The sequence below is a fragment of the Pyrococcus horikoshii OT3 genome, from assembly GCF_000011105.1.
In the GTDB taxonomy this organism is placed as follows: domain Archaea; phylum Methanobacteriota_B; class Thermococci; order Thermococcales; family Thermococcaceae; genus Pyrococcus; species Pyrococcus horikoshii.
Genome location: NC_000961.1, coordinates 1,499,534 through 1,517,157 on the forward strand (window position 1 = coordinate 1,499,534; position 17,624 = coordinate 1,517,157).

Below are 17,624 nucleotides of genomic sequence, written 5' to 3' on the forward strand. Positions count from 1 at the left end.
ACAAACACTTCTGGAGGCGAGGAGGTATGGGAGAGAGGAGAAAAACAAGGCAAGCTGAGGTAAATATTGGAATGGTTGGTCACGTTGACCACGGTAAAACAACACTAACTAAGGCCTTAACAGGCGTTTGGACAGATACCCATAGTGAAGAGCTGAGGAGAGGAATTACGATAAAGATAGGATTTGCAGATGCAGAGATAAGAAGGTGTCCGAATTGTGGGAGGTACTCTACCTCCCCAGTTTGTCCATACTGCGGGCATGAAACAGAATTTGTAAGGAGGGTTTCCTTCATAGATGCTCCTGGGCATGAAGCTTTGATGACGACGATGCTTGCAGGAGCATCACTCATGGATGGAGCTATTTTAGTTATCGCAGCAAATGAACCCTGTCCAAGGCCCCAGACTAGGGAGCATTTAATGGCACTTCAAATAATTGGGCAAAAGAACATAATAATAGCCCAAAACAAAATAGAGCTTGTCGATAAGGAGAAAGCCCTTGAAAATTATAGGCAAATAAAAGAGTTTATAAAGGGAACTGTAGCTGAGAATGCACCCATAATTCCAATTTCAGCCCTGCACGGGGCCAACATAGACGTTCTAGTCAAAGCCATTGAGGATTTTATTCCGACGCCGAAGAGGGATCCTAATAAGCCACCAAAAATGCTAGTTTTGAGGAGTTTTGATGTAAACAAACCAGGAACTCCCCCAGAAAAGCTTGTAGGTGGCGTTTTAGGAGGTTCCATAGTTCAGGGAAAGTTAAAGGTCGGGGATGAGATAGAGATTAGACCAGGAATTCCATATGAGGAACATGGAAGGATAAGGTACGAACCAATAACAACTGAAATAGTTTCCCTACAGGCTGGAGGACAGTTCGTAGAAGAAGCATATCCAGGAGGACTTGTTGGAGTTGGAACAAAGCTAGATCCGTATTTAACTAAGGGCGATCTCATGGCAGGAAACGTCGTGGGTAAGCCTGGAAAATTACCACCAGTTTGGGATAGCCTAAGATTAGAGGTACACCTACTTGAGAGAGTCGTCGGGACCGAGCAGGAACTTAGAGTTGAACCCATAAAAAGGAAAGAGGTACTCCTGCTGAACGTCGGAACCGCTAGAACCATGGGACTAGTTACAAACCTAGGGAAAGATGAAATTGAGGTTAAGCTTCAGATTCCCGTATGTGCAGAACCTGGAGACAGGGTAGCAATAAGTAGACAGATAGGATCAAGGTGGAGATTGATAGGTTATGGTATTATCAAGGAGTAACTATGATCTCTCCCTCCTTTCCTTTGGAATATATGAAGAATTTTAAATTGGCAAGCTTTATATACAATAACGGCCAACCTTTCTTTTATTGTGGAGAACGTGGAGGAAATTAGAATGAAAAAATTCCTTGCATTTACGATGGCTCTCCTTCTCTTAGGAGTTGCCATTGTAGGATGTATCGGAGGAGAAAGCCCAACATCCTCTAAGAATTCTCCGACAACTACACAAACCCCCTTAGAGACGCAAACTCAAGAGCAAACATCCCCCACAGAAACTGCAACGGAAACTCCAGCCCCAACTTCTCCAGAAACTCAAACCTCTATTGAAGAGGCTTATTGGAAACCCTGGGAGTACAGCACAGTAAGGAAGAATGGAGCAGAGTACAAGATAATAGGGTACAGACTCAGCTATAAAGTAAGACCTTCATCGGATTCTGAGACTTACGAATATACGATAGAAAAGAATGTGAAAAGAACTAAGATTCAAGTATTTGGGATAGGACTAAGCGGAGAAAAAGTAGATTTAGGGAAGAAAAACGTCTATGAATACGAGACTACAGTTACTCCCATTAATTCAGTTAACATGGAGGATAAGTTAATATTTAGGTTCTGGTTGACAAATGAATCCCAAGATATGTTCATCTACCCCTGGGATATTGGATGGTCAGGAATTTTCTCTCCAATGGGTGGAGAGGAAAGGTTCGTTGGAGTTGAATTTGAGTACAGGGGTAAGAAATTTACAGTAATCAACCCAACTCCATATAAAAAAGGATTATTTCCATACATTAACGGGAATAGCGAATGGATGAAAGAGTTAAACGATGACTTGAATAACCTTTACATGGGCTGGGCCGCCATGGTTAACTTAGCTTTATGGAGTGCATGGAGTGATAAAAACGTTCTAGTGCCCCAACAGGGAACATGGAGCGACGGTACACACAGCTGGGAATGGGAAACTAGACCAGATGGAGAGATTACCTTTTCGGGAGTGACATTCAGAGTTATAAACGCTGAATGGAAGTATTCTGGAGAACCAGAGGGTATAAAGCTCAGTGGAAACGGGAAATTTGCACCTGAAATATTTATTCCCCTAAGCGTTGAAGGGTGGTTTTCGTCTAAGGATCCAAAAACTGGAGAGAACATCGAGATATATGGAGCTTATGAACTTCAAGATATAAAACTAGAGGAAATTTGAGAACATTTTTATTTTTCGCTTTTATTTTAACTTTTAGGGAATTAAAATGAGGAAAGTTTGGCTTGTAATACCAGACACAAACTTCCTGTTCATTCCCGGACAGTTCGGCGTTGACATAATATCTGAACTATCCAGGATACTTGATGTTAAGTACCAAATAGCAATCCCTAACGTGGTAATTGATGAGATAAATACAATAATAAGAGAAGGAAAGGTAAAGGGAAGGGACTTATTGGCAGCAAGGATAGCATTGAAGATAGCGGAGAGATTTCCAAAGATTTACATAGGAGAATTCTTGTCAAAGTCTACGGATGAGCTTCTCTATGAATATGCAATAACACATGATAACGTGATAATATGTACTAATGATAGAACGCTAAGGAAAAGGCTCAGAGAAGCTGGAGTCCCTGTTATATTCCTTAGGCAAAAAAAGAAACTTGAAATCGAAGGAATGCTAGATTGAACTATTCCTTTATATAAGGTTTTCCAAGTGCCCTTGGCATTCTAACTTTCTTCATGATTAAGGCAACAATAATTAATGTTGCCAAATATGGAATCGTTCTAAATAGGTTTGATTCCGCAGTAATAACCCTTCCACTCATCTGCTGTATCTTTATTGGCAAATATATCGCTAATGCATCAAAGAAACCAAATATAAAACCGCCGATTATGGCCATTAACGGATTCCAGTTACTAAAAGCAACGTTTGCCAGAGCTATAAATCCCCTTCCGGCTGATATAAACTTAGTAAACTGACCTATCCATCCAACTACCAAGTAAGCTCCTCCAAGTCCCGTTAATGAAGCACCAAGTACGGTAGCGTAAAACCTCACCCTATAAACGTTAACTCCCATAGCTTCAGCGGCCCTGGGATCCTCCCCACAGGCCCTAAGCTTTAATCCACTAGGGGTTCTCTCGAGCCACCACCATACGACAATACCTATTATTATCGCAATTGGGGTTAGAGGAGAGACGAAAAAGGATCCCTTACCGATCATTGGTATCTTATCAACGGAGGGTGAAGAACCGTGACTATGCCAGATGCTAACTAAGGAGAGTATGCTTATTCCATATGCTAGGGAATTAAAGCCGACTCCTGCTATTATCTGATCTCCCTTTAAGTAGACGCTTATAATTCCATGTAGCACTCCTGAAAGGGCCCCAACGAGCAATCCAATAATCAGTCCAAGGTATGGATTTCCCGTGTGAAACGTTACAACTGTTGAGGTAAATGCTGACAAAATGAATATTCCCTCAAGTCCTATGTTCACTACGCCAGATTTCTCCGTTATTATCTCACCAACAGCAGCAAGTGTCAAGGGAACCATTGAAACTAGCGTGTTGGAAAGTATATTTAAGAGGTCTGCTATCATTTCCTTCCCTCCGTGAACTTCTTAATGAGCATTTTATACGCATAAGGAATAGCCAGGGCTAGCACTATAACTCCTATCAGCGTATCGGCCAGCTCAGGTGGAGCTCTCGTTTTAAGTTCAACCCACTGACCCCCAATTAATAAACCCGACAAGAATATAGAAGAAAATATAATCCCGATAGGATTGTTTCTTCCTAGTAATCCTATTCCAATCCCCGTAAATCCCAGGCCATATATCGCAGTCAAAGTGTCGTCAATACTATAGGTTATACCCAGGATTAAAAGTACTCCTCCCAAGCCAGCAGCAACGCCGCCAAGGAACATGGAGATGACGATGGCCTTAGAAGGATCAAAACCTGCATATTTAGCTGAAGCGGGCGATAGTCCGGAAACTCTAAGCTTATACCCAACATCGGTGAAGTATAATAGGTAATAATAGAATATCGCAAAGAGAACCGCAAGTAGGAATATTAAACTTACCCCACCAATGCTTCCAATTCTAGCCTCAGGAGGAACGGGTATTGATTCATGGGAGACCTCAGGATTGTAAAACTTTGCCGCTATCAGGTAGGCGATTAAGTAATAAAAGATCCAGTTCACCATGATTGCAGTTATCACTTCGTTTATTCCCCTATAAACTCTAAGGGCCCCAACAAATAATCCCAGTAAACCTCCACTTAAAGCTCCAACGATGAGGGCTAGTATTGAGTTTCCAGTATAATAAGCCGTCAATAGGCCGAGGAAAGCCCCAATGTAAAGCTGGCTTTCTCCCCCTATGTTGAACACTCCCGCTATTGCCGGAATTGAAAATGCTAATCCAGTCATAATTAGGGGAGTGCTCTTATTTAGGAGGTAATTTAGATTGCTATACCCATACTTGAACAATATATAGTATACCTCTCCTGGGTGATAGCCCAGGATAAGCAAAGCTACAGCTCCAACCGTAAACGCCATGAAAACTGAGAGAAGGACTTCTGTGACTTTTGATATCTTCTCCTCCCCTTTAAGCATTTACACCACCCATTAAAAGCCCTAGCTTTTCCAAGGTAAACTCCTCAACTTTCCCAATGGCCATTATCTTACCTTCATACATCACGGCTATCCTATCGCTCAGCTGGAGTATTTCATCAAGATCAGTGGATATCAAGAGTATTCCCTTCCCCTGATCCCTAAGGCTCACTAAAGTTTTTCTTATAAACTCCGTCGCTCCAATATCAAGCCCTTGGGTAGGTTCAGACACTATAACAACTTTAGGTTCTCTAATGATCTCTCTACCTACCATAACCTTCTGCTGATTTCCTCCACTAAGATGCTTTATGGGAGTTGAGAGGGAAGAGACCAAAACGTCAAACCTCTCAACTATTTCCTTTCCAATTTTATTTGCTTTTTCCCAGGAAATCCTTCTTCCACGCATGACACTTGGAAGGTTCGTAAGTATAACATTCTCAACGACGCTCATATCTAAAACAAGGCCTACCTTTCTGGAATCAGGAACGTAAGCTAATCCCGCCTTATATCTTTTATCCGCCGATAATTCAGTAACATCTCGACCCAAGAGTTCTATCCTACCTTTCTCAATCCTTCTAATCCCGGCCAATGCTTCAGCTAGTTCCTTCTGACCATTCCCTTGGACTCCAGCTATTCCAAGTATTTCTCCTTCTTTAAGCTCAAAAGATACACCTTTAACGGCATCTAAACCCCTATCATCTTTAACCCAGAGATCTTCAACCCTAAGAACGGTATTTCCAGGCGATGCCGGACTTTTCTTTATCTCCATAACGATTTCCCTTTGAACCATCATCTTAGCAAGATCCCTTTCGGAAACTTCCTTAGTTTTTGCAACTCCAACGACCTCTCCCCTTCTTAGGACGGTTACCCTATCGGTAATTTCCTTAACCTCCTTAAGCTTATGGGTGATAAATATCACAGTTATTCCGTTTTCTTTGAGCTTTCTAAGCGTTTTAAAGAGCTCTTCAACTTCCAAAGGAGTTAATACAGAGGTAGGCTCATCCAAAATTAAGATCTTTGCGTTTGCCATTAGGGCCTTTATTATCTCAACCCTCTGTTGAATACCAATGGGAAGATCCTCCACAACGTCATCTAAAGGGACTGAGAAACCTATATCCTTCATTTTTTCTTTGGCCAGCTTTCTAACTTCATTGATCGTTATATTTGGATTTATGGTAAGCATAGAAAGGTATAAATTCTCTAAGACTGTAAACGTGGGGATTAGCGTGAAGTGCTGATAAACCATTGCTATTCCCTTCCTTATTGCATCCCAAGGTCCGTTAAATTCTACTTTATCCCCAAAAACCTTTACTTCTCCCTTTGTAGGTTTTATTTCCCCATAAAGGATCCTCATTAATGTTGACTTTCCGGCCCCATTTTCTCCTAGCAAACCATGAATTTCGCCCTCTTCAACAGTAAAGTCCACTCCCTTCAGTGCTACTACTCCATCAGGATAAACCTTGTATATTCTCCTCATTTCAACGGCCAACATTTAAAACACACCTTAAAGGTAGAAAAGGAAAAAGGAATAAAAACTTCACTCTACGGATCCCTTCTTAAGGGCTGCATTTAAGTTTCCTTTTTCAAGCTCATTAATTATTTGTTCATATTCATCATGGGATTTGGGCGTTTTGAAGACTATCTCTCCATTCTTTATCTTCTCTGCTAACTCGTTGACTATTTCCCAAACGTATGGTTTTATGTACTTCTCCCTTTGCTGCTTTACTATCTCAACAACCTCATCAGGTGTCATGTCCTTAAGCTTACCAGCCTCCTTTGCAAACTCAGCAAACTGCTTCACACCATCCAGATCCCAGTACCCTACTCCATTCTCTTTAAGACCCAGGGTTATTATTCCTCCCTTCCAAGTTCCATCCACCACCATCTTTATCGCATCATATACAGCTACATCAACCCTCTTTGCACCGCTTATTGGTATGTACTTGGGAGCATACCACTCCTGACTGGCATCTTGACCCATAGCAAGGGCTTTTCCTCTTCCCTGTTCATTCCAATCCTTCACGGCATCAAACATTCCAACGTGAGTCAAACCCGCCAAGCCATAAAGAACCTTGGCCCCCTGCTGAAGGAGTTGCATCGCCGTATTATACCCAACCTGAGTATCTCCGAAAGTTCCTGTATATTGCCATAGAAGCTTTACATGTTTCCCTGTTTTCTTTTCAAAGTACTTAGCCCCAAAGAGGTAACCAATGTGGAACTTCCAGAGAGGAGGTATATCCATTCCAGCGACAGCACCTATAGTATCACCACCAAGCTCGTAAGCCATTCCTGAAGCTATAACTCCCATTAGGGCTGCGACTTCCTGTTCTCTAAATAAGATATCAACTTCATTAGGCCTAACTTTTCCAGTCGTTGAATCTATTAATGCGAACTTTTGATCTGGATACTTATCGGCAACCTCGTTAAGGGGAGTAGTCCAAAGGAAACCTACTAAAACCAGAAGGTCATACTCCTTGCTTTTCGCTAACTGCTCAAGCAAAGGAACCATGTCTTCCTTTGACTTTGGCGTCATGTACTCTATTTTGACTCCCAACTCTTTTTTAGCCCTCTCTGCACCAAGATATGCCATATCGTTAAAGCTTAGATCTCCTCTTCCACCAACGTCAAATAGAATTGCAACCTTGATGCTCTTTCCCTGGGTCTGTGTCTGAGTCTGCGTTCCTCCCCCTATGCAACCTGCAACTAAGGATGCTAACACTAATCCAATTATTGAAAGTGCAAGCTTAGCCTTCATTAGTATCCACCTAATTTAAAAAGAATCGTGGGATATTTAACGATTACCTCCTCAAATTTCATCCCCCTCCAGGAGCATGAGAATGACCTTTCCCTCTTCAGTTAACTTTACAGGCTTTGGCCTATCTCTGGTACCATAATCTATGAGTCCTAACTCTTTAAGTATTCTAGCGTTGAGTTTTAGTGTTGAAATCGGTTTGCTTGTCCTCCTACTGAGATCCTCAAGAAAAACGTTTAAAGATCTGTAATTTCCGTTTATATTCCTCAATATAAGTCTTTGATTCTCGTTAAGTGCCCTAAAAAGAAGTTTCTTGAGAACCTTTAAGGAAGGTACTTCCATTGGCAGGACATCACCTATCCCCCCTTAAGTTTCCTCAGAACAGCTTTAAGAATCTCTATACTTTTAAGATATTCCCTCAAGTTTATCCTTTCATAAGGTGTGTGATCAAGTTTAGAGTCGCCTGGCCCATAAGCCACAGCATCTACACCAAATTTCGGGCCAAGAATATTCGTATCGGCAGTGCCGCTCTTCTTTTTTAGTTTGGGCTTTAATCCGGCCTCTCTTATGCTTTTAACAAAGGCCCTAACTAATGGAGACCTCCTATCTACTTCATAGGCAGGAACGAAGTCTATAATATCCCATTCAAGAGGTGGAACGTAGCCTGGTGGCGTCCTCAAATTTATTATCATCTCTCCATAAAACTCGAATTCCCTGTCATAAGCTAGGAACCTAACTATTCTACCGTTGAGGCCATTAAAACCATCACTAAAATCTTTTGATATCTCAAGCCACTTCTCAATTAGCCTTTCAGCTGCCCCTACTCCAAGGCTACTGTGAACTTTTTCAACCCTTTCAACGAATCTAACGGTGAGGCTTCCTTTGTAGCCTATTGTTACGCCATTCGTTCCACTAGGCTCTCCCACAATTATGTAATCAGGCCTTGGAATTTTTAAATTCCTCGCCCCCTTTGAAAATCCTTCTTCATCGACAAGACCTGCAAATATTACGTTCGCATTTCCTTCAATCGTTGAAAAGAATAAAGTCGCTAAAGGTCCCTTAGCATCAACACTTCCCCTCCCCCATAGTACTTCCCCTTCGATTCTTACCGGTATATATCCTGGAACCGTATCTATATGGCCAGCTAAAAGTACAAGAGGTCCTTCTCCACTCTTTCTTGCTATCACATTACCGACATTATCGACGTATGCTTCAATTCCATATTCTTCAAATTTTTCCTTAATGAACTTTGCCGCTTCTTCTTCACGTCCAGTTGGACTATATATTTCAACGAGCTCCTTTAGAAACTTAATTTTCTCCTCCTCTGAGATCATTTATCACACCCTCTATTGCCAATTTTACATCTTGCATCGTCTCTTTTGAAATTATTAAAGGTGGAAGAAGTCTCATAACTCTTTGTCCAGCAGTATGAACTAAATACCCTCTATTTTGGAGCTCTTCAACGTATTTTCCTATGGTGGTTTTAAACACAATACCTATCATAAGGCCTTTTCCTCTCGTTGTAACTACTTCATCAGCATCAATTTGAATGAACTTGTTCTTTGCCTTCTCTATTAGTCTTTCCTTTCTAAGGATCCTAAGTGTTATAGCAACGGCCTTACAAGCTAGAGGATTTCCTCCAAATGTAGATCCATGCTTTCCTCTTTCAACGTCGAAGTTAGTCAGCGTTAAGCCTACCGGAATTCCATTTCCTATTCCTTTTCCCATAGTCACTATGTCAGGCTCGATTTTATAGTGTTCTACTGCTAAAAACTTTCCAGTTCTTAAACCCGTCTGAACTTCATCAACTATCAGCAATGCACCGACATCCTCAGTTAAGTCCCTAAGTGCTTTCATGAATTCCTTTTTTGCCGGTATAACTCCACTTTCTCCCTGGATTGGCTCAACAATAACTGCAGCAGTCTCCTTAGATATTGCTTCCTTTGCTGCTTCAACGTCGTTAAAGGGAATATGCTTGAATCCAGGAACCAAAGGCTCAAAATCTTTTTTATACTTTGGTTTCCAGGTTGCACTTAAAGCTCCCATGGTTCTTCCATGAAAGGCATTTACCATTGCTATTATTTCTTTCCTACCTGTATAGAGTCTCGCAAACTTCAGTGCAGCTTCAACAGCTTCGGTGCCAGAATTCCCCATGTAGAGGTATTCGAAGTTTACAAACTTTGAGAGTTCTTCAAGCATTTCTTCCTTCTCTTCGTGATTAAACATTGGACCTGCAATGACGAGCTTGTTCAACTGCTCCCTAATTCCTTCTACCCACTCAGGATGATTATGTCCAAGTATTGCGACTCCTATTCCAGCAATAAGATCGACGTACCTTCGCCCCTGATCATCCCATACGTATATCCCTTCTCCCTTTATGATCTTAAGTCTCTTCCTATAGAGGCTCATCTCCCTCAAGATATCACCGTCCTTCCATTTAATCCCTCTATGATCACTCTTTCAACCCCACTTTCAATCGCTTTTTTTGCCATGAGCAATTTTTTCCTCATTCCACCACTTGAATAGGGGAAATACTCTTCTATTCTATTCCTGGGAATCTTATCAATTACTTCACCATTAATCAAAAATGCGGTATCAGAGAGAAAGTATAGCTCTCTACTTTTGAGTGCTAACGCAACGTGATAAGCTACCTTATCTCCATCAACATTAAGAGGAACGTTTTCAACTGGATCGTACGCTATTGGAGCTATTACAGGAACTCCCACCTTCATATAGTTCCTTATCATCTCGACGTTAACCTCCTTTATTATCCCCGAGTAATCATCCCTTATCGCCATGATCTTTCCATTTATCACTGCCTTAATGAGCTTCTTTCTTCTTCCAATTATAACTTCCTTGACCCCGCTAACTCCTATCGCTTCTATACCCTGCCTTCGCAGGAAGGAGACAAGCTCTCTGTTTGCCTTCATAACTGCAGCTATATAAACGTCTAAAACTTTCCTAGTTGTTCTTCTAAATGTTACACCAGAGGGACTCGTTAGCTTTTCCACATTTAATCCAAGCTTTTTTGCAAGTTCATCCACATATCTAGAACCACCGTGAACAACGACAGCATCTCTGAATATTTCAGGTTTAAACACTTTTTCAAGGTTCTCCAAAACTGAACCTCCGACTTTAATAACTCTCATGGAAACCCACCTCACACCGGATAAAGGGGATAATATCCAAGGCCAAGGGTTTCATCAAGGCCAAACATTATGTTCATATTCTGAACCGCCTGACCTGCACCACCCTTTATCAAGTTATCAAGTGCTGAGAACACTATCACCCTGGAATTCTCCTCATCATAAGCCAATCCAAGATCAACGAAATTACTCCCCAAAACGTATTTTGGATCTGGATATCTCTGAAGGCCACCTTTGTCCACTACAAGCCTTATAAAAGGTTCATCCTTGTAAATTAGCATTCTCTTTAGAAGATCCTTTTCGTTTCCCTCAAACGTAAAGTATATAGTGGCGAGAAGCCCTCTCACAATGTCTACAGAATGAACCGTAAACATTGCCCTAACTCCAGTTTCCTGTAAAACTTCGGCCTCATGTCTATGATGATAAGGTTTATAGACCCTTACAACGTTGCTCCTCTCAGGATGTATGCTTGGTAAGTTCTCTCTCCTTCCTCCAGCAGAAGAGCTAACCTTTAAATCAACTAATACTTCTTTTGTCAGGTCTTTGAACGGATAAAGGGCTAGGATTACCGCAGTTGCATTGCACCCAGGATTGGCAACGAGTTCGGCCTTCTTTATTTCCTTCCTGTGGATTTCAGGAAGACCATAGACAAAATCTTCTATGAGTTCCGGTCTTTCATGCTTTCCATAGTACTTCTCGTATAGCTCCTTTCTAACCCTGAAATCTGCACTCAAATCAATTATCTTTGCACTTCCCAGGAACTCGTTAATGAGTTTCATTGAAACCCCATGAGGAACGGCGAGAAATATCACATCAGCATCAAAATTATAGTCTGAGGTAAATCTAAGGTTAAGACCTCTCAGGTTCGGATGAACTTTATGAACTTTCTTTCCAGCATATTCTCTAGATGTTACAGCCACAATTTCAACTTCAGGATGCATGGCAAGTAACCTTATCAGCTCACCTCCAATGTATCCACTTCCTCCAACAATAGCTACCTTAATCATCTTTTTGCCACCTCTACCGCATATTCAACAAGCTTTTCAGCTATATTAACTCCAGTAACCCTCGTCGCATTCTTGAACTCCATGTTAGGATTCACTTCATTTACTAGAAGACCATTTGGCGATTCAAATATGTCAATTGCAAGTGCTCCATCTCCAAAGGCTTCCCATGCTTTAATCGATATCTCCTCTACTTCGCTATTGTCACATGGTTCCGCCCTTCCTCCTCTAGCTGTATTGGTTATCCAGTGATCTGAGTAACGATAAATTGCCGTAATGAATTCTCCCCCTATTACGTAGCTCCTTATATCCCTTCCGGGCTTCTGAATGAATTCCTGAAAATAGTGGATATTATACAGGGGATTTTTCATCCACTTTTTGTGCTCTAGTAGTCCTTCCAAAGAGTCCTTGTCATTTATCTTAGCAAGTAACCTCCCCCAACTTCCGAAGACAGGCTTTGACACTATTGGATACCCTAATTCCTCAGCAATTTTCTTAGCCGAATTTTCGGAAAAGCTCACCCCCCACCTAGGAACTGGAACTTTCTTTGAGAGCTTTAGCGTCGAAAATACTTTATCTCCAGCTTCTAACATTATGGAAAAAGGATTAACAGTTGGAACTCCATGTTCTTCAAATAGTTTAGCAAGGTAAAGGGCCTTAAAGTAGCTGACATTTCTTATTATGACAACGTCAAGGTCATACTTATAAGGAAATCTCACATTATCCTCATGCAACATCACAGTTTCGCCAAATCTCTCCGCATTCTCCCTAATCATTAGTTCTTCTTTTCTGAGTATTGTGTATGTTATTCCTATCTTCATTCACCTCCCTCCAAAAATTAAAAATTAAAAAGGGCTACTCCCCCCAATCCTCCTCGACCTCTGGAACCTCCTCCAACACCAATGGGTTTAGACTAACCACTTCAAGCTCAGCTCCACATACAGGACACTCAACGATCTGGTGTAGCTCAACGTTCTCAAGCTCTATCTCAGCTCCACATACAGGACACTCCGCTTTCATCTCTATCCCCCCGTAATTAACTTATCTCGAGCAGTATCCTCCCAAGTCTAACTTCATCCCTCCAAACCTCATCTATTTCGTACTCATCCAAGCGATATATCTCCGAGATTATCCCATTAGTAACCTCCAGAGTTGTTGCTCTCCCCTCCATATCCGGTGTTAGGTTTCCTCTCCTCACATACCTCCCAACAGCTTTCCAGATGATAGAACCATCTAAACCAAGGTAATCCAGCATCATTGCAGCACTCAGTATTGCCCCTATTGGATTTGCTATTCCCTTGCCAGCTATATCCGGAGCAGAGCCATGTATTGGCTCAAACAATGCTATATCCTCCCCATAGTTTCCGCTGGGAACGATCCCGATGCTACCAGCATGTATCGTTGCCAGATCTGAAAGGATGTCACCAAACATATTTTCAGAAAGGATTATTCCCAAGTTCCAAGGGTCTTTCACTAACTTTATTGTAAAAGAGTCAACTATTTCTTCTCTAACTTTAACATCTTCCTTCCTAGCAATGTCTAGGACAATTTTTCTGAAGAATCTATCACTCTCAAGTATGTTTGCCTTATGAACAAAGGTTAAGAAGGTGCTCCTATCTTTTGCAAGTTTTACTGCAAATTTAGCTATCCTCTCCGCACCTTTCCTTGTTATTATCCTAAAGTCAACTACCTTGTTACTATCGTATGCTCCTTCTCCACTGTATAGCCCTTCACTATTTTCTCTAACTATAATTATCTCTTTTCTCAACTTAAAGTTTGGAATTATCCTTAGATTTGCGTACAAGTCAAGTTCCTTCCTCAACGTTATAATTAAGCTCTTATATCTAGGAACATCAAAGGGTGTCGTCGTTGCTCCAAATAATATAGCATCCATCTTCCTAATTTCCTCGAGATCCTCCTCCCTGATTGGCACCCCATATTTTTTAAAAACACTTAAACCCCCTTCGAATTCATAAAATTTAATTTTATCTGTCACAGATTTTACCACCCGAATAGCAGCATCTATTACCTCTGGTCCTATCCCATCTCCTTTTATAACCGCTACCTTATACAAAGGTCTCCCCTCCTTCGGATGTATTCAAGTATTCCACCTTCCCTAACTATTTCAAGTAGAAAATCTTCTAATGGCTCGAACATTAGAATCTCATCTCCTTTCCTAACCTCTCCCGTTTCCCAGTTTACAGTGACTAAGTCACCATCCTTAAGCCCTTCAGTTTTACCGAGTAAGAGGGGTATGCCTATGTTTATCGCATTTCTATAAAATATCCTACCAAAAGACTCAGCTATGACCCCAGCTATGCCTAAGGCCTTCAAGGCCAGGGCCGCTGACTCTCTCGAGGAGCCAATGCCAAAGTTTTTACCAGCAACTACGACGTCTCCAGGTCTAACATTCCTCGCGAAGTCTGGTCTTACCTCTATAAAAGCTATCTTCGCAAGTTCCTTTGGATCTTTCGTTAAGTTATATCTCCCAGGTGTTATCTCATCTGTTGATATGTCATCTCCGAATTTCCAAACCTTTCCTGTCGTTATCATACTTCTCCCCCCGGACTCGTTATCTCACCATAAAGGGCACTTACAGCGGCCGTTAAGGGACTCGCCAAGTAAATTTCAGCAGTTGGAGAACCCATTCTACCTCTAAAATTCCTATTTGTCGTACTCAAAACTACTTCTTTATCTCCCAAGACTCCCATATGCCTCCCAAGACATGGACCACAACCTGGGGGTAGTATTGTTGCACCGGCATCCAGGAGAATATCAACTATCCCCTCCCTTACCATCCTCTTGTACACATTAACCGATGCTGGTCCAATAATTGTTCTAACGGCAACTTCTTCTCCCTTAAGAATCTCAGCAGCCCTCTTTATATGCTCAAACCTCCCATTAGTGCAAGAGCCAATGAAAACCTGGTCGATCTTTGTTCCTTCAACTTTTTCAACCTCAACACCATTGGCGGGACTGAATGGCTTTGCAACCATTGGCCCTAAAGAGGATAACTCAAAAGAAATTTCTTTGATGTAGTTTCTTCCATCGTATTCTTCTCCAATAAGGGCAGTCTTTGCATTAGCCTCAACGCTGAAATTTGTAAGAGTCAACCTTTCATCCGCAGTAAAGGGAACATTGAAAAATTCAAGTGCCTTATAGTTCATATCGTAATTCCTAAGGGAAGTTATAAGTCGTATCATAACATCCGCAGCCATTGTCGTTCTTGAAGGTTTTCCCTCAAAGATCACAGCGACACTCTCTGGAACTCTAAGCCATGTCTTTCCAAGACCTAGAACAACTGCAACATCAGTTGCCCCCATTCCTACAGCAAATACGCCCAAAGCTCCCAAAGTTGGAGTGTGTGAATCCCCTCCAACAACTATTCTTGATTTCTCTGCTAAACCCATTTCAACTACGAGCTGATGACTTATTCCCTTTCCCTCAACAACAGGAATCCCATGTCTTCTGGCAAATTCTCTAATCTCCTTCTGTAGATTGGCTACTTTTACCGTTGGAGCTGGATATACATGATCAAAGAATACATAAGCTCTTGCCTTAACTGAGTTGAATACCTTATTAAATGCCTCTATTATTAAGGGCATCGTGCCATCATGGGCATACACTAAATCCACATTCCTTATTACGACTTCACCAGCCTTTGCATCCAGTATCTCTTCTACTAGAGTCATGTTTTGAGCCTCCTAACTTCTTCAATAAACTTATCCCAGGTAAACGGCTCTCTAGAGCTTTTAACTCTCTTTAAAAGAACCTTAACAAACTCCTCATCATTTATCCCAAGCTTCTGCAAATAGTACCTGATCGTGTCCTTTCCCGCAAATCTATCCACGTAAATCGTTCTCTCCCTTCCAAATACCTCTGCAGGCAGGAACTCGTAAAATCTTGGATCTTTTAGAACGGCCGAAACGTGAAGACCAGCCTTGTGTGTGAAGGCATTTTCGCCCACTATTGGATAGTTTGGTTGAAGAGCTATTCCCGTAATTTCACTTACCATTCTGCTTATCTCATAGAGCTTATCAAGCCTGTACTTTTTGACCCCATAGTGATAGTAAAGAACCGTTACTATCTGAGCTAAGTCAACTATTCCAGCTCTCTCTCCAAGTCCGTTGACTGTCGCATCAACGACAGTTGCTCCTCCCTCAATTCCCATTATAGCATTTGCAAGTGCAAGTCCTAAGTCATTGTGACAATGTACGTTTACAGGGATCCCAAAGTTCACAACCTTCTTAACCAAAGTATAGAACCTAAGTGGATGGGTACCTCCTGTAGTGTCTGCGACGCTTATCCTATCTACCTTAAGCTCCTTTGCAAGCTCTATTGCCCTCCTCAAGTTCTCCCATTCTGTTCTAGTTGTATCCTCCGGAGTAAATCGGACTTTTAGTCCGTGATCTTTTGCGTATTCTATAGCTTTACTTATCCTCTCGAGGGCCTGAGAGAGTGACATCCTAAACCTCTTTCTTAAGCAGGCATTAGATAGACAGAAGAATATTCCCACCCACTCAACATCTGCCTGAATAACGTAATCAATATCCTCTAGTAAGGCCCTAGAGTGGGCTAGTAAATTTGCATTAAGGTCTTGACTTGCTATGAGCTTTATACCTATAAATACGTCCTTGCTTACTGCTGGATGCCCCACTTCAATGAAATCTACCCCAATTTCATCCAACGCTAAAGCTATTCTTAACCTCTGTTCTGGTGAGTAGTTAACCCCTGGAGTTTGTTCTCCTTCTCTTAATGTTGAGTCTAATATCATTATTTCCTTCCTTAATATTCATCACCCACACCTCCATCTTGAACCTAGGTATATAAAATTTTCGAGAAATATCTTGGATTATCGAATAAAATTTTAAGATCTTAAAAATTTTAGAAAATTTTTCTATATAATACTAAGATTTTCGAAAAAAATTGTGAACATTATAAAATAGGAGTACAATAGAGCAAGAGATTTATGGACAAAAGTAAAGTGTATCATCCCAAAACTCCTATTATCAAAATGCCAATAAAGGATAGCATCATTGAAGCAACTAATTTGGAAGTTATTTTCTCCCTAAGGAAAACAACCGCTAGGAGGGAAGCCATTATAGGAGTGGATTCCGTTACAGGGGTTGCCACAGTGGAACTTACTAAACTTATTGACTTTATGAAGAGGTATTGCCCAACTATTGTCCCTAATAGAGAAATCACAAACACAAGGCCCATATCCCCAAGTCTTAACTTCCTTATCTCTCTCCACATTTTGGGTAAAAACGGTAAACCTCCAAGGATTCCTGAGCTTATTCTTAAAGCAGCTATCAAAACTGGGGGTTCATTGCTAACGAGCCAATCAGTTATCAATATGGCAATTGTCCACAAGAGTTCCGCCACGACAACTAGTAGAACCCCCCTGGCATTAATTCCCCCAGACTCACTCTTCTCACTTAAGAGAAGGAGAACCGCAAGTATTATCAAACCAGCACCAAGAAATAGGTAAGCATTTAAAGGTCTCCCAAGAAGGTAGTGAGCTAAGACCATGGTTATTATTGGATGTAAAGTCGTAAGCATGTTTGCACGAGAAACACCTAAAAGCTTCATACCTTCTAGGAATAGCCAGTCACCTATCATGAAGCCTATGATCCCAGAAAACACAACTATTACCCACCACATTATCCCTTTACTTGGAATTAAGTTGAGGTAAATAATAAGGGGTAAGTAAAAACCAGAGGCAATTACCAATCTAAGAAAGTTCAACGTCAATGGACTTACCCTTCTCATTGATACCTTGGATAACACCGAAGTTAGGGCCCATGTGAAAGCCGCACTGAAGGCTAAGATCACTCCTAGAGCAAAGTTCATGCTATATACTTCCATAGCAGATTTAAAAAACTA

The 17,624-nt window shown here is 41.3% G+C and carries 19 protein-coding genes; 3 read left to right on the forward strand and 16 right to left on the reverse strand.

Features of this window, described 5'->3' with window-relative positions; genetic code table 11:
* Nucleotides 1-26 precede the first annotated feature (26 nt).
* The 3 genes from eif2g to PH_RS08060 all read left to right on the forward strand — a co-directional run bounded on the left by eif2g (nt 27) and on the right by PH_RS08060 (nt 2,919).
* Nucleotides 27-1,262 (forward strand): translation initiation factor IF-2 subunit gamma, encoded by a 1,236-nt coding sequence (gene eif2g, locus PH_RS08050; RefSeq protein ID WP_010885772.1) that lies wholly within the window; start codon nt 27-29, stop codon nt 1,260-1,262.
* 90 nt (nt 1,263-1,352) lie between these two features.
* A complete protein-coding gene (locus PH_RS08055) occupies nt 1,353-2,456 on the forward strand; it encodes a hypothetical protein (protein ID WP_010885773.1) in 1,104 nt (367 codons plus the stop codon).
* Between the two features lie 46 nt (nt 2,457-2,502).
* The gene (locus PH_RS08060) at nt 2,503-2,919 is read left to right on the forward strand and encodes a PIN domain-containing protein (protein ID WP_010885775.1); all 417 of its coding nucleotides are present in this window, start codon (nt 2,503-2,505) and stop codon (nt 2,917-2,919) included.
* A 1-nt stretch (nt 2,920) separates the two neighbouring features.
* On the opposite strand, the gene PH_RS08065 is transcribed toward PH_RS08060, so the two are convergent.
* The 16 genes from PH_RS08065 to PH_RS08140 form a co-directional block, all read right to left on the reverse strand.
* The gene (locus PH_RS08065; protein WP_010885776.1) at nt 2,921-3,829 is read right to left on the reverse strand and encodes an ABC transporter permease; all 909 of its coding nucleotides are present in this window, start codon (nt 3,827-3,829) and stop codon (nt 2,921-2,923) included.
* The gene (locus tag PH_RS08070; RefSeq protein ID WP_010885777.1) at nt 3,826-4,839 is read right to left on the reverse strand and encodes an ABC transporter permease; all 1,014 of its coding nucleotides are present in this window, start codon (nt 4,837-4,839) and stop codon (nt 3,826-3,828) included. Before PH_RS08070 ends, PH_RS08065 begins: the two co-directional genes overlap by 4 nt.
* Nucleotides 4,832-6,328: an ABC transporter ATP-binding protein gene (locus PH_RS08075; protein WP_010885778.1), complete on the reverse strand. Its 1,497-nt coding sequence runs from the start codon at nt 6,326-6,328 to the stop codon at nt 4,832-4,834. Before PH_RS08075 ends, PH_RS08070 begins: the two co-directional genes overlap by 8 nt.
* Nucleotides 6,329-6,373: 45 nt before the next feature.
* On the reverse strand, nt 6,374-7,591 hold the full coding sequence (locus tag PH_RS08080; RefSeq protein ID WP_010885779.1) for a BMP family lipoprotein: 1,218 nt from the start codon (nt 7,589-7,591) through the stop codon (nt 6,374-6,376).
* A 51-nt stretch (nt 7,592-7,642) separates the two neighbouring features.
* A complete protein-coding gene (locus PH_RS08085; RefSeq protein WP_010885780.1) occupies nt 7,643-7,930 on the reverse strand; it encodes a hypothetical protein in 288 nt (95 codons plus the stop codon).
* A 14-nt stretch (nt 7,931-7,944) separates the two neighbouring features.
* The gene (locus PH_RS08090) at nt 7,945-8,922 is read right to left on the reverse strand and encodes a [LysW]-lysine hydrolase (RefSeq protein ID WP_010885781.1); all 978 of its coding nucleotides are present in this window, start codon (nt 8,920-8,922) and stop codon (nt 7,945-7,947) included.
* Entirely contained in the window at nt 8,897-9,997 is a 1,101-nt protein-coding gene (locus tag PH_RS08095; protein WP_010885782.1) for an acetylornithine/succinylornithine family transaminase, read from the reverse strand. The genes PH_RS08090 and PH_RS08095 overlap by 26 nt, the downstream gene beginning before the upstream one ends.
* Before the next feature lie 5 nt (nt 9,998-10,002).
* Complete coding sequence (locus PH_RS08100; protein WP_048053466.1) at nt 10,003-10,737, reverse strand: [LysW]-aminoadipate/[LysW]-glutamate kinase; 735 nt, start codon at nt 10,735-10,737, stop codon at nt 10,003-10,005.
* A gap of 11 nt (nt 10,738-10,748) precedes the next feature.
* Nucleotides 10,749-11,741, reverse strand: a complete 993-nt coding sequence (gene argC / locus PH_RS08105; protein WP_010885784.1) for an N-acetyl-gamma-glutamyl-phosphate reductase — start codon at nt 11,739-11,741, stop codon at nt 10,749-10,751.
* Nucleotides 11,738-12,559 carry a lysine biosynthesis protein LysX gene (lysX, locus tag PH_RS08110; protein ID WP_010885785.1) on the reverse strand — a complete coding sequence of 274 codons (822 nt, stop codon included), beginning with the start codon at nt 12,557-12,559 and terminating at the stop codon, nt 11,738-11,740. Before lysX ends, argC begins: the two co-directional genes overlap by 4 nt.
* A 34-nt stretch (nt 12,560-12,593) precedes the next feature.
* A complete protein-coding gene (gene lysW / locus PH_RS08115; protein WP_010885786.1) occupies nt 12,594-12,758 on the reverse strand; it encodes a lysine biosynthesis protein LysW in 165 nt (54 codons plus the stop codon).
* Between the two features lie 16 nt (nt 12,759-12,774).
* Nucleotides 12,775-13,812, reverse strand: a complete 1,038-nt coding sequence (locus PH_RS08120) for an isocitrate--homoisocitrate dehydrogenase (protein ID WP_010885787.1) — start codon at nt 13,810-13,812, stop codon at nt 12,775-12,777.
* The gene (locus PH_RS08125; protein WP_010885788.1) at nt 13,800-14,291 is read right to left on the reverse strand and encodes a 3-isopropylmalate dehydratase small subunit; all 492 of its coding nucleotides are present in this window, start codon (nt 14,289-14,291) and stop codon (nt 13,800-13,802) included. The genes PH_RS08120 and PH_RS08125 overlap by 13 nt, the downstream gene beginning before the upstream one ends.
* Nucleotides 14,288-15,430 (reverse strand): 3-isopropylmalate dehydratase large subunit, encoded by a 1,143-nt coding sequence (locus tag PH_RS08130; protein WP_010885789.1) that lies wholly within the window; start codon nt 15,428-15,430, stop codon nt 14,288-14,290. Before PH_RS08130 ends, PH_RS08125 begins: the two co-directional genes overlap by 4 nt.
* Nucleotides 15,427-16,512, reverse strand: a complete 1,086-nt coding sequence (lysS, locus tag PH_RS08135; protein WP_010885790.1) for a homocitrate synthase — start codon at nt 16,510-16,512, stop codon at nt 15,427-15,429. Before lysS ends, PH_RS08130 begins: the two co-directional genes overlap by 4 nt.
* Nucleotides 16,513-16,727: 215 nt before the next feature.
* Entirely contained in the window at nt 16,728-17,591 is an 864-nt protein-coding gene (locus PH_RS08140; RefSeq protein WP_048053467.1) for a DMT family transporter, read from the reverse strand.
* Nucleotides 17,592-17,624: the final 33 nt, after the last annotated feature.

What these genes read in the sequence shown, in the direction of transcription:
- lysS (WP_010885790.1), bottom strand. Translation starts at nt 16,512, where the DNA reads ATGATATTAGACTCAACATTAAGAGAAGGAGAACAAACTCCAGGGGTT.
- lysW (WP_010885786.1), bottom strand. Translation starts at nt 12,758, where the DNA reads ATGAAAGCGGAGTGTCCTGTATGTGGAGCTGAGATAGAGCTTGAGAAC.
- PH_RS08100 (WP_048053466.1), bottom strand. Translation starts at nt 10,737, where the DNA reads ATGAGAGTTATTAAAGTCGGAGGTTCAGTTTTGGAGAACCTTGAAAAA.
- PH_RS08095 (WP_010885782.1), bottom strand. Translation starts at nt 9,997, where the DNA reads ATGAGCCTCTATAGGAAGAGACTTAAGATCATAAAGGGAGAAGGGATA.
- PH_RS08085 (WP_010885780.1), bottom strand. Translation starts at nt 7,930, where the DNA reads ATGGAAGTACCTTCCTTAAAGGTTCTCAAGAAACTTCTTTTTAGGGCA.
- PH_RS08125 (WP_010885788.1), bottom strand. Translation starts at nt 14,291, where the DNA reads ATGATAACGACAGGAAAGGTTTGGAAATTCGGAGATGACATATCAACA.
- PH_RS08130 (WP_010885789.1), bottom strand. Translation starts at nt 15,430, where the DNA reads ATGACTCTAGTAGAAGAGATACTGGATGCAAAGGCTGGTGAAGTCGTA.
- PH_RS08090 (WP_010885781.1), bottom strand. Translation starts at nt 8,922, where the DNA reads ATGATCTCAGAGGAGGAGAAAATTAAGTTTCTAAAGGAGCTCGTTGAA.
- PH_RS08075 (WP_010885778.1), bottom strand. Translation starts at nt 6,328, where the DNA reads ATGTTGGCCGTTGAAATGAGGAGAATATACAAGGTTTATCCTGATGGA.
- PH_RS08065 (WP_010885776.1), bottom strand. Translation starts at nt 3,829, where the DNA reads ATGATAGCAGACCTCTTAAATATACTTTCCAACACGCTAGTTTCAATG.
- lysX (WP_010885785.1), bottom strand. Translation starts at nt 12,559, where the DNA reads ATGAAGATAGGAATAACATACACAATACTCAGAAAAGAAGAACTAATG.
- argC (WP_010885784.1), bottom strand. Translation starts at nt 11,741, where the DNA reads ATGATTAAGGTAGCTATTGTTGGAGGAAGTGGATACATTGGAGGTGAG.
- eif2g (WP_010885772.1), top strand. Translation starts at nt 27, where the DNA reads ATGGGAGAGAGGAGAAAAACAAGGCAAGCTGAGGTAAATATTGGAATG.
- PH_RS08070 (WP_010885777.1), bottom strand. Translation starts at nt 4,839, where the DNA reads ATGCTTAAAGGGGAGGAGAAGATATCAAAAGTCACAGAAGTCCTTCTC.
- PH_RS08060 (WP_010885775.1), top strand. Translation starts at nt 2,503, where the DNA reads ATGAGGAAAGTTTGGCTTGTAATACCAGACACAAACTTCCTGTTCATT.
- PH_RS08080 (WP_010885779.1), bottom strand. Translation starts at nt 7,591, where the DNA reads ATGAAGGCTAAGCTTGCACTTTCAATAATTGGATTAGTGTTAGCATCC.
- PH_RS08140 (WP_048053467.1), bottom strand. Translation starts at nt 17,591, where the DNA reads ATGAACTTTGCTCTAGGAGTGATCTTAGCCTTCAGTGCGGCTTTCACA.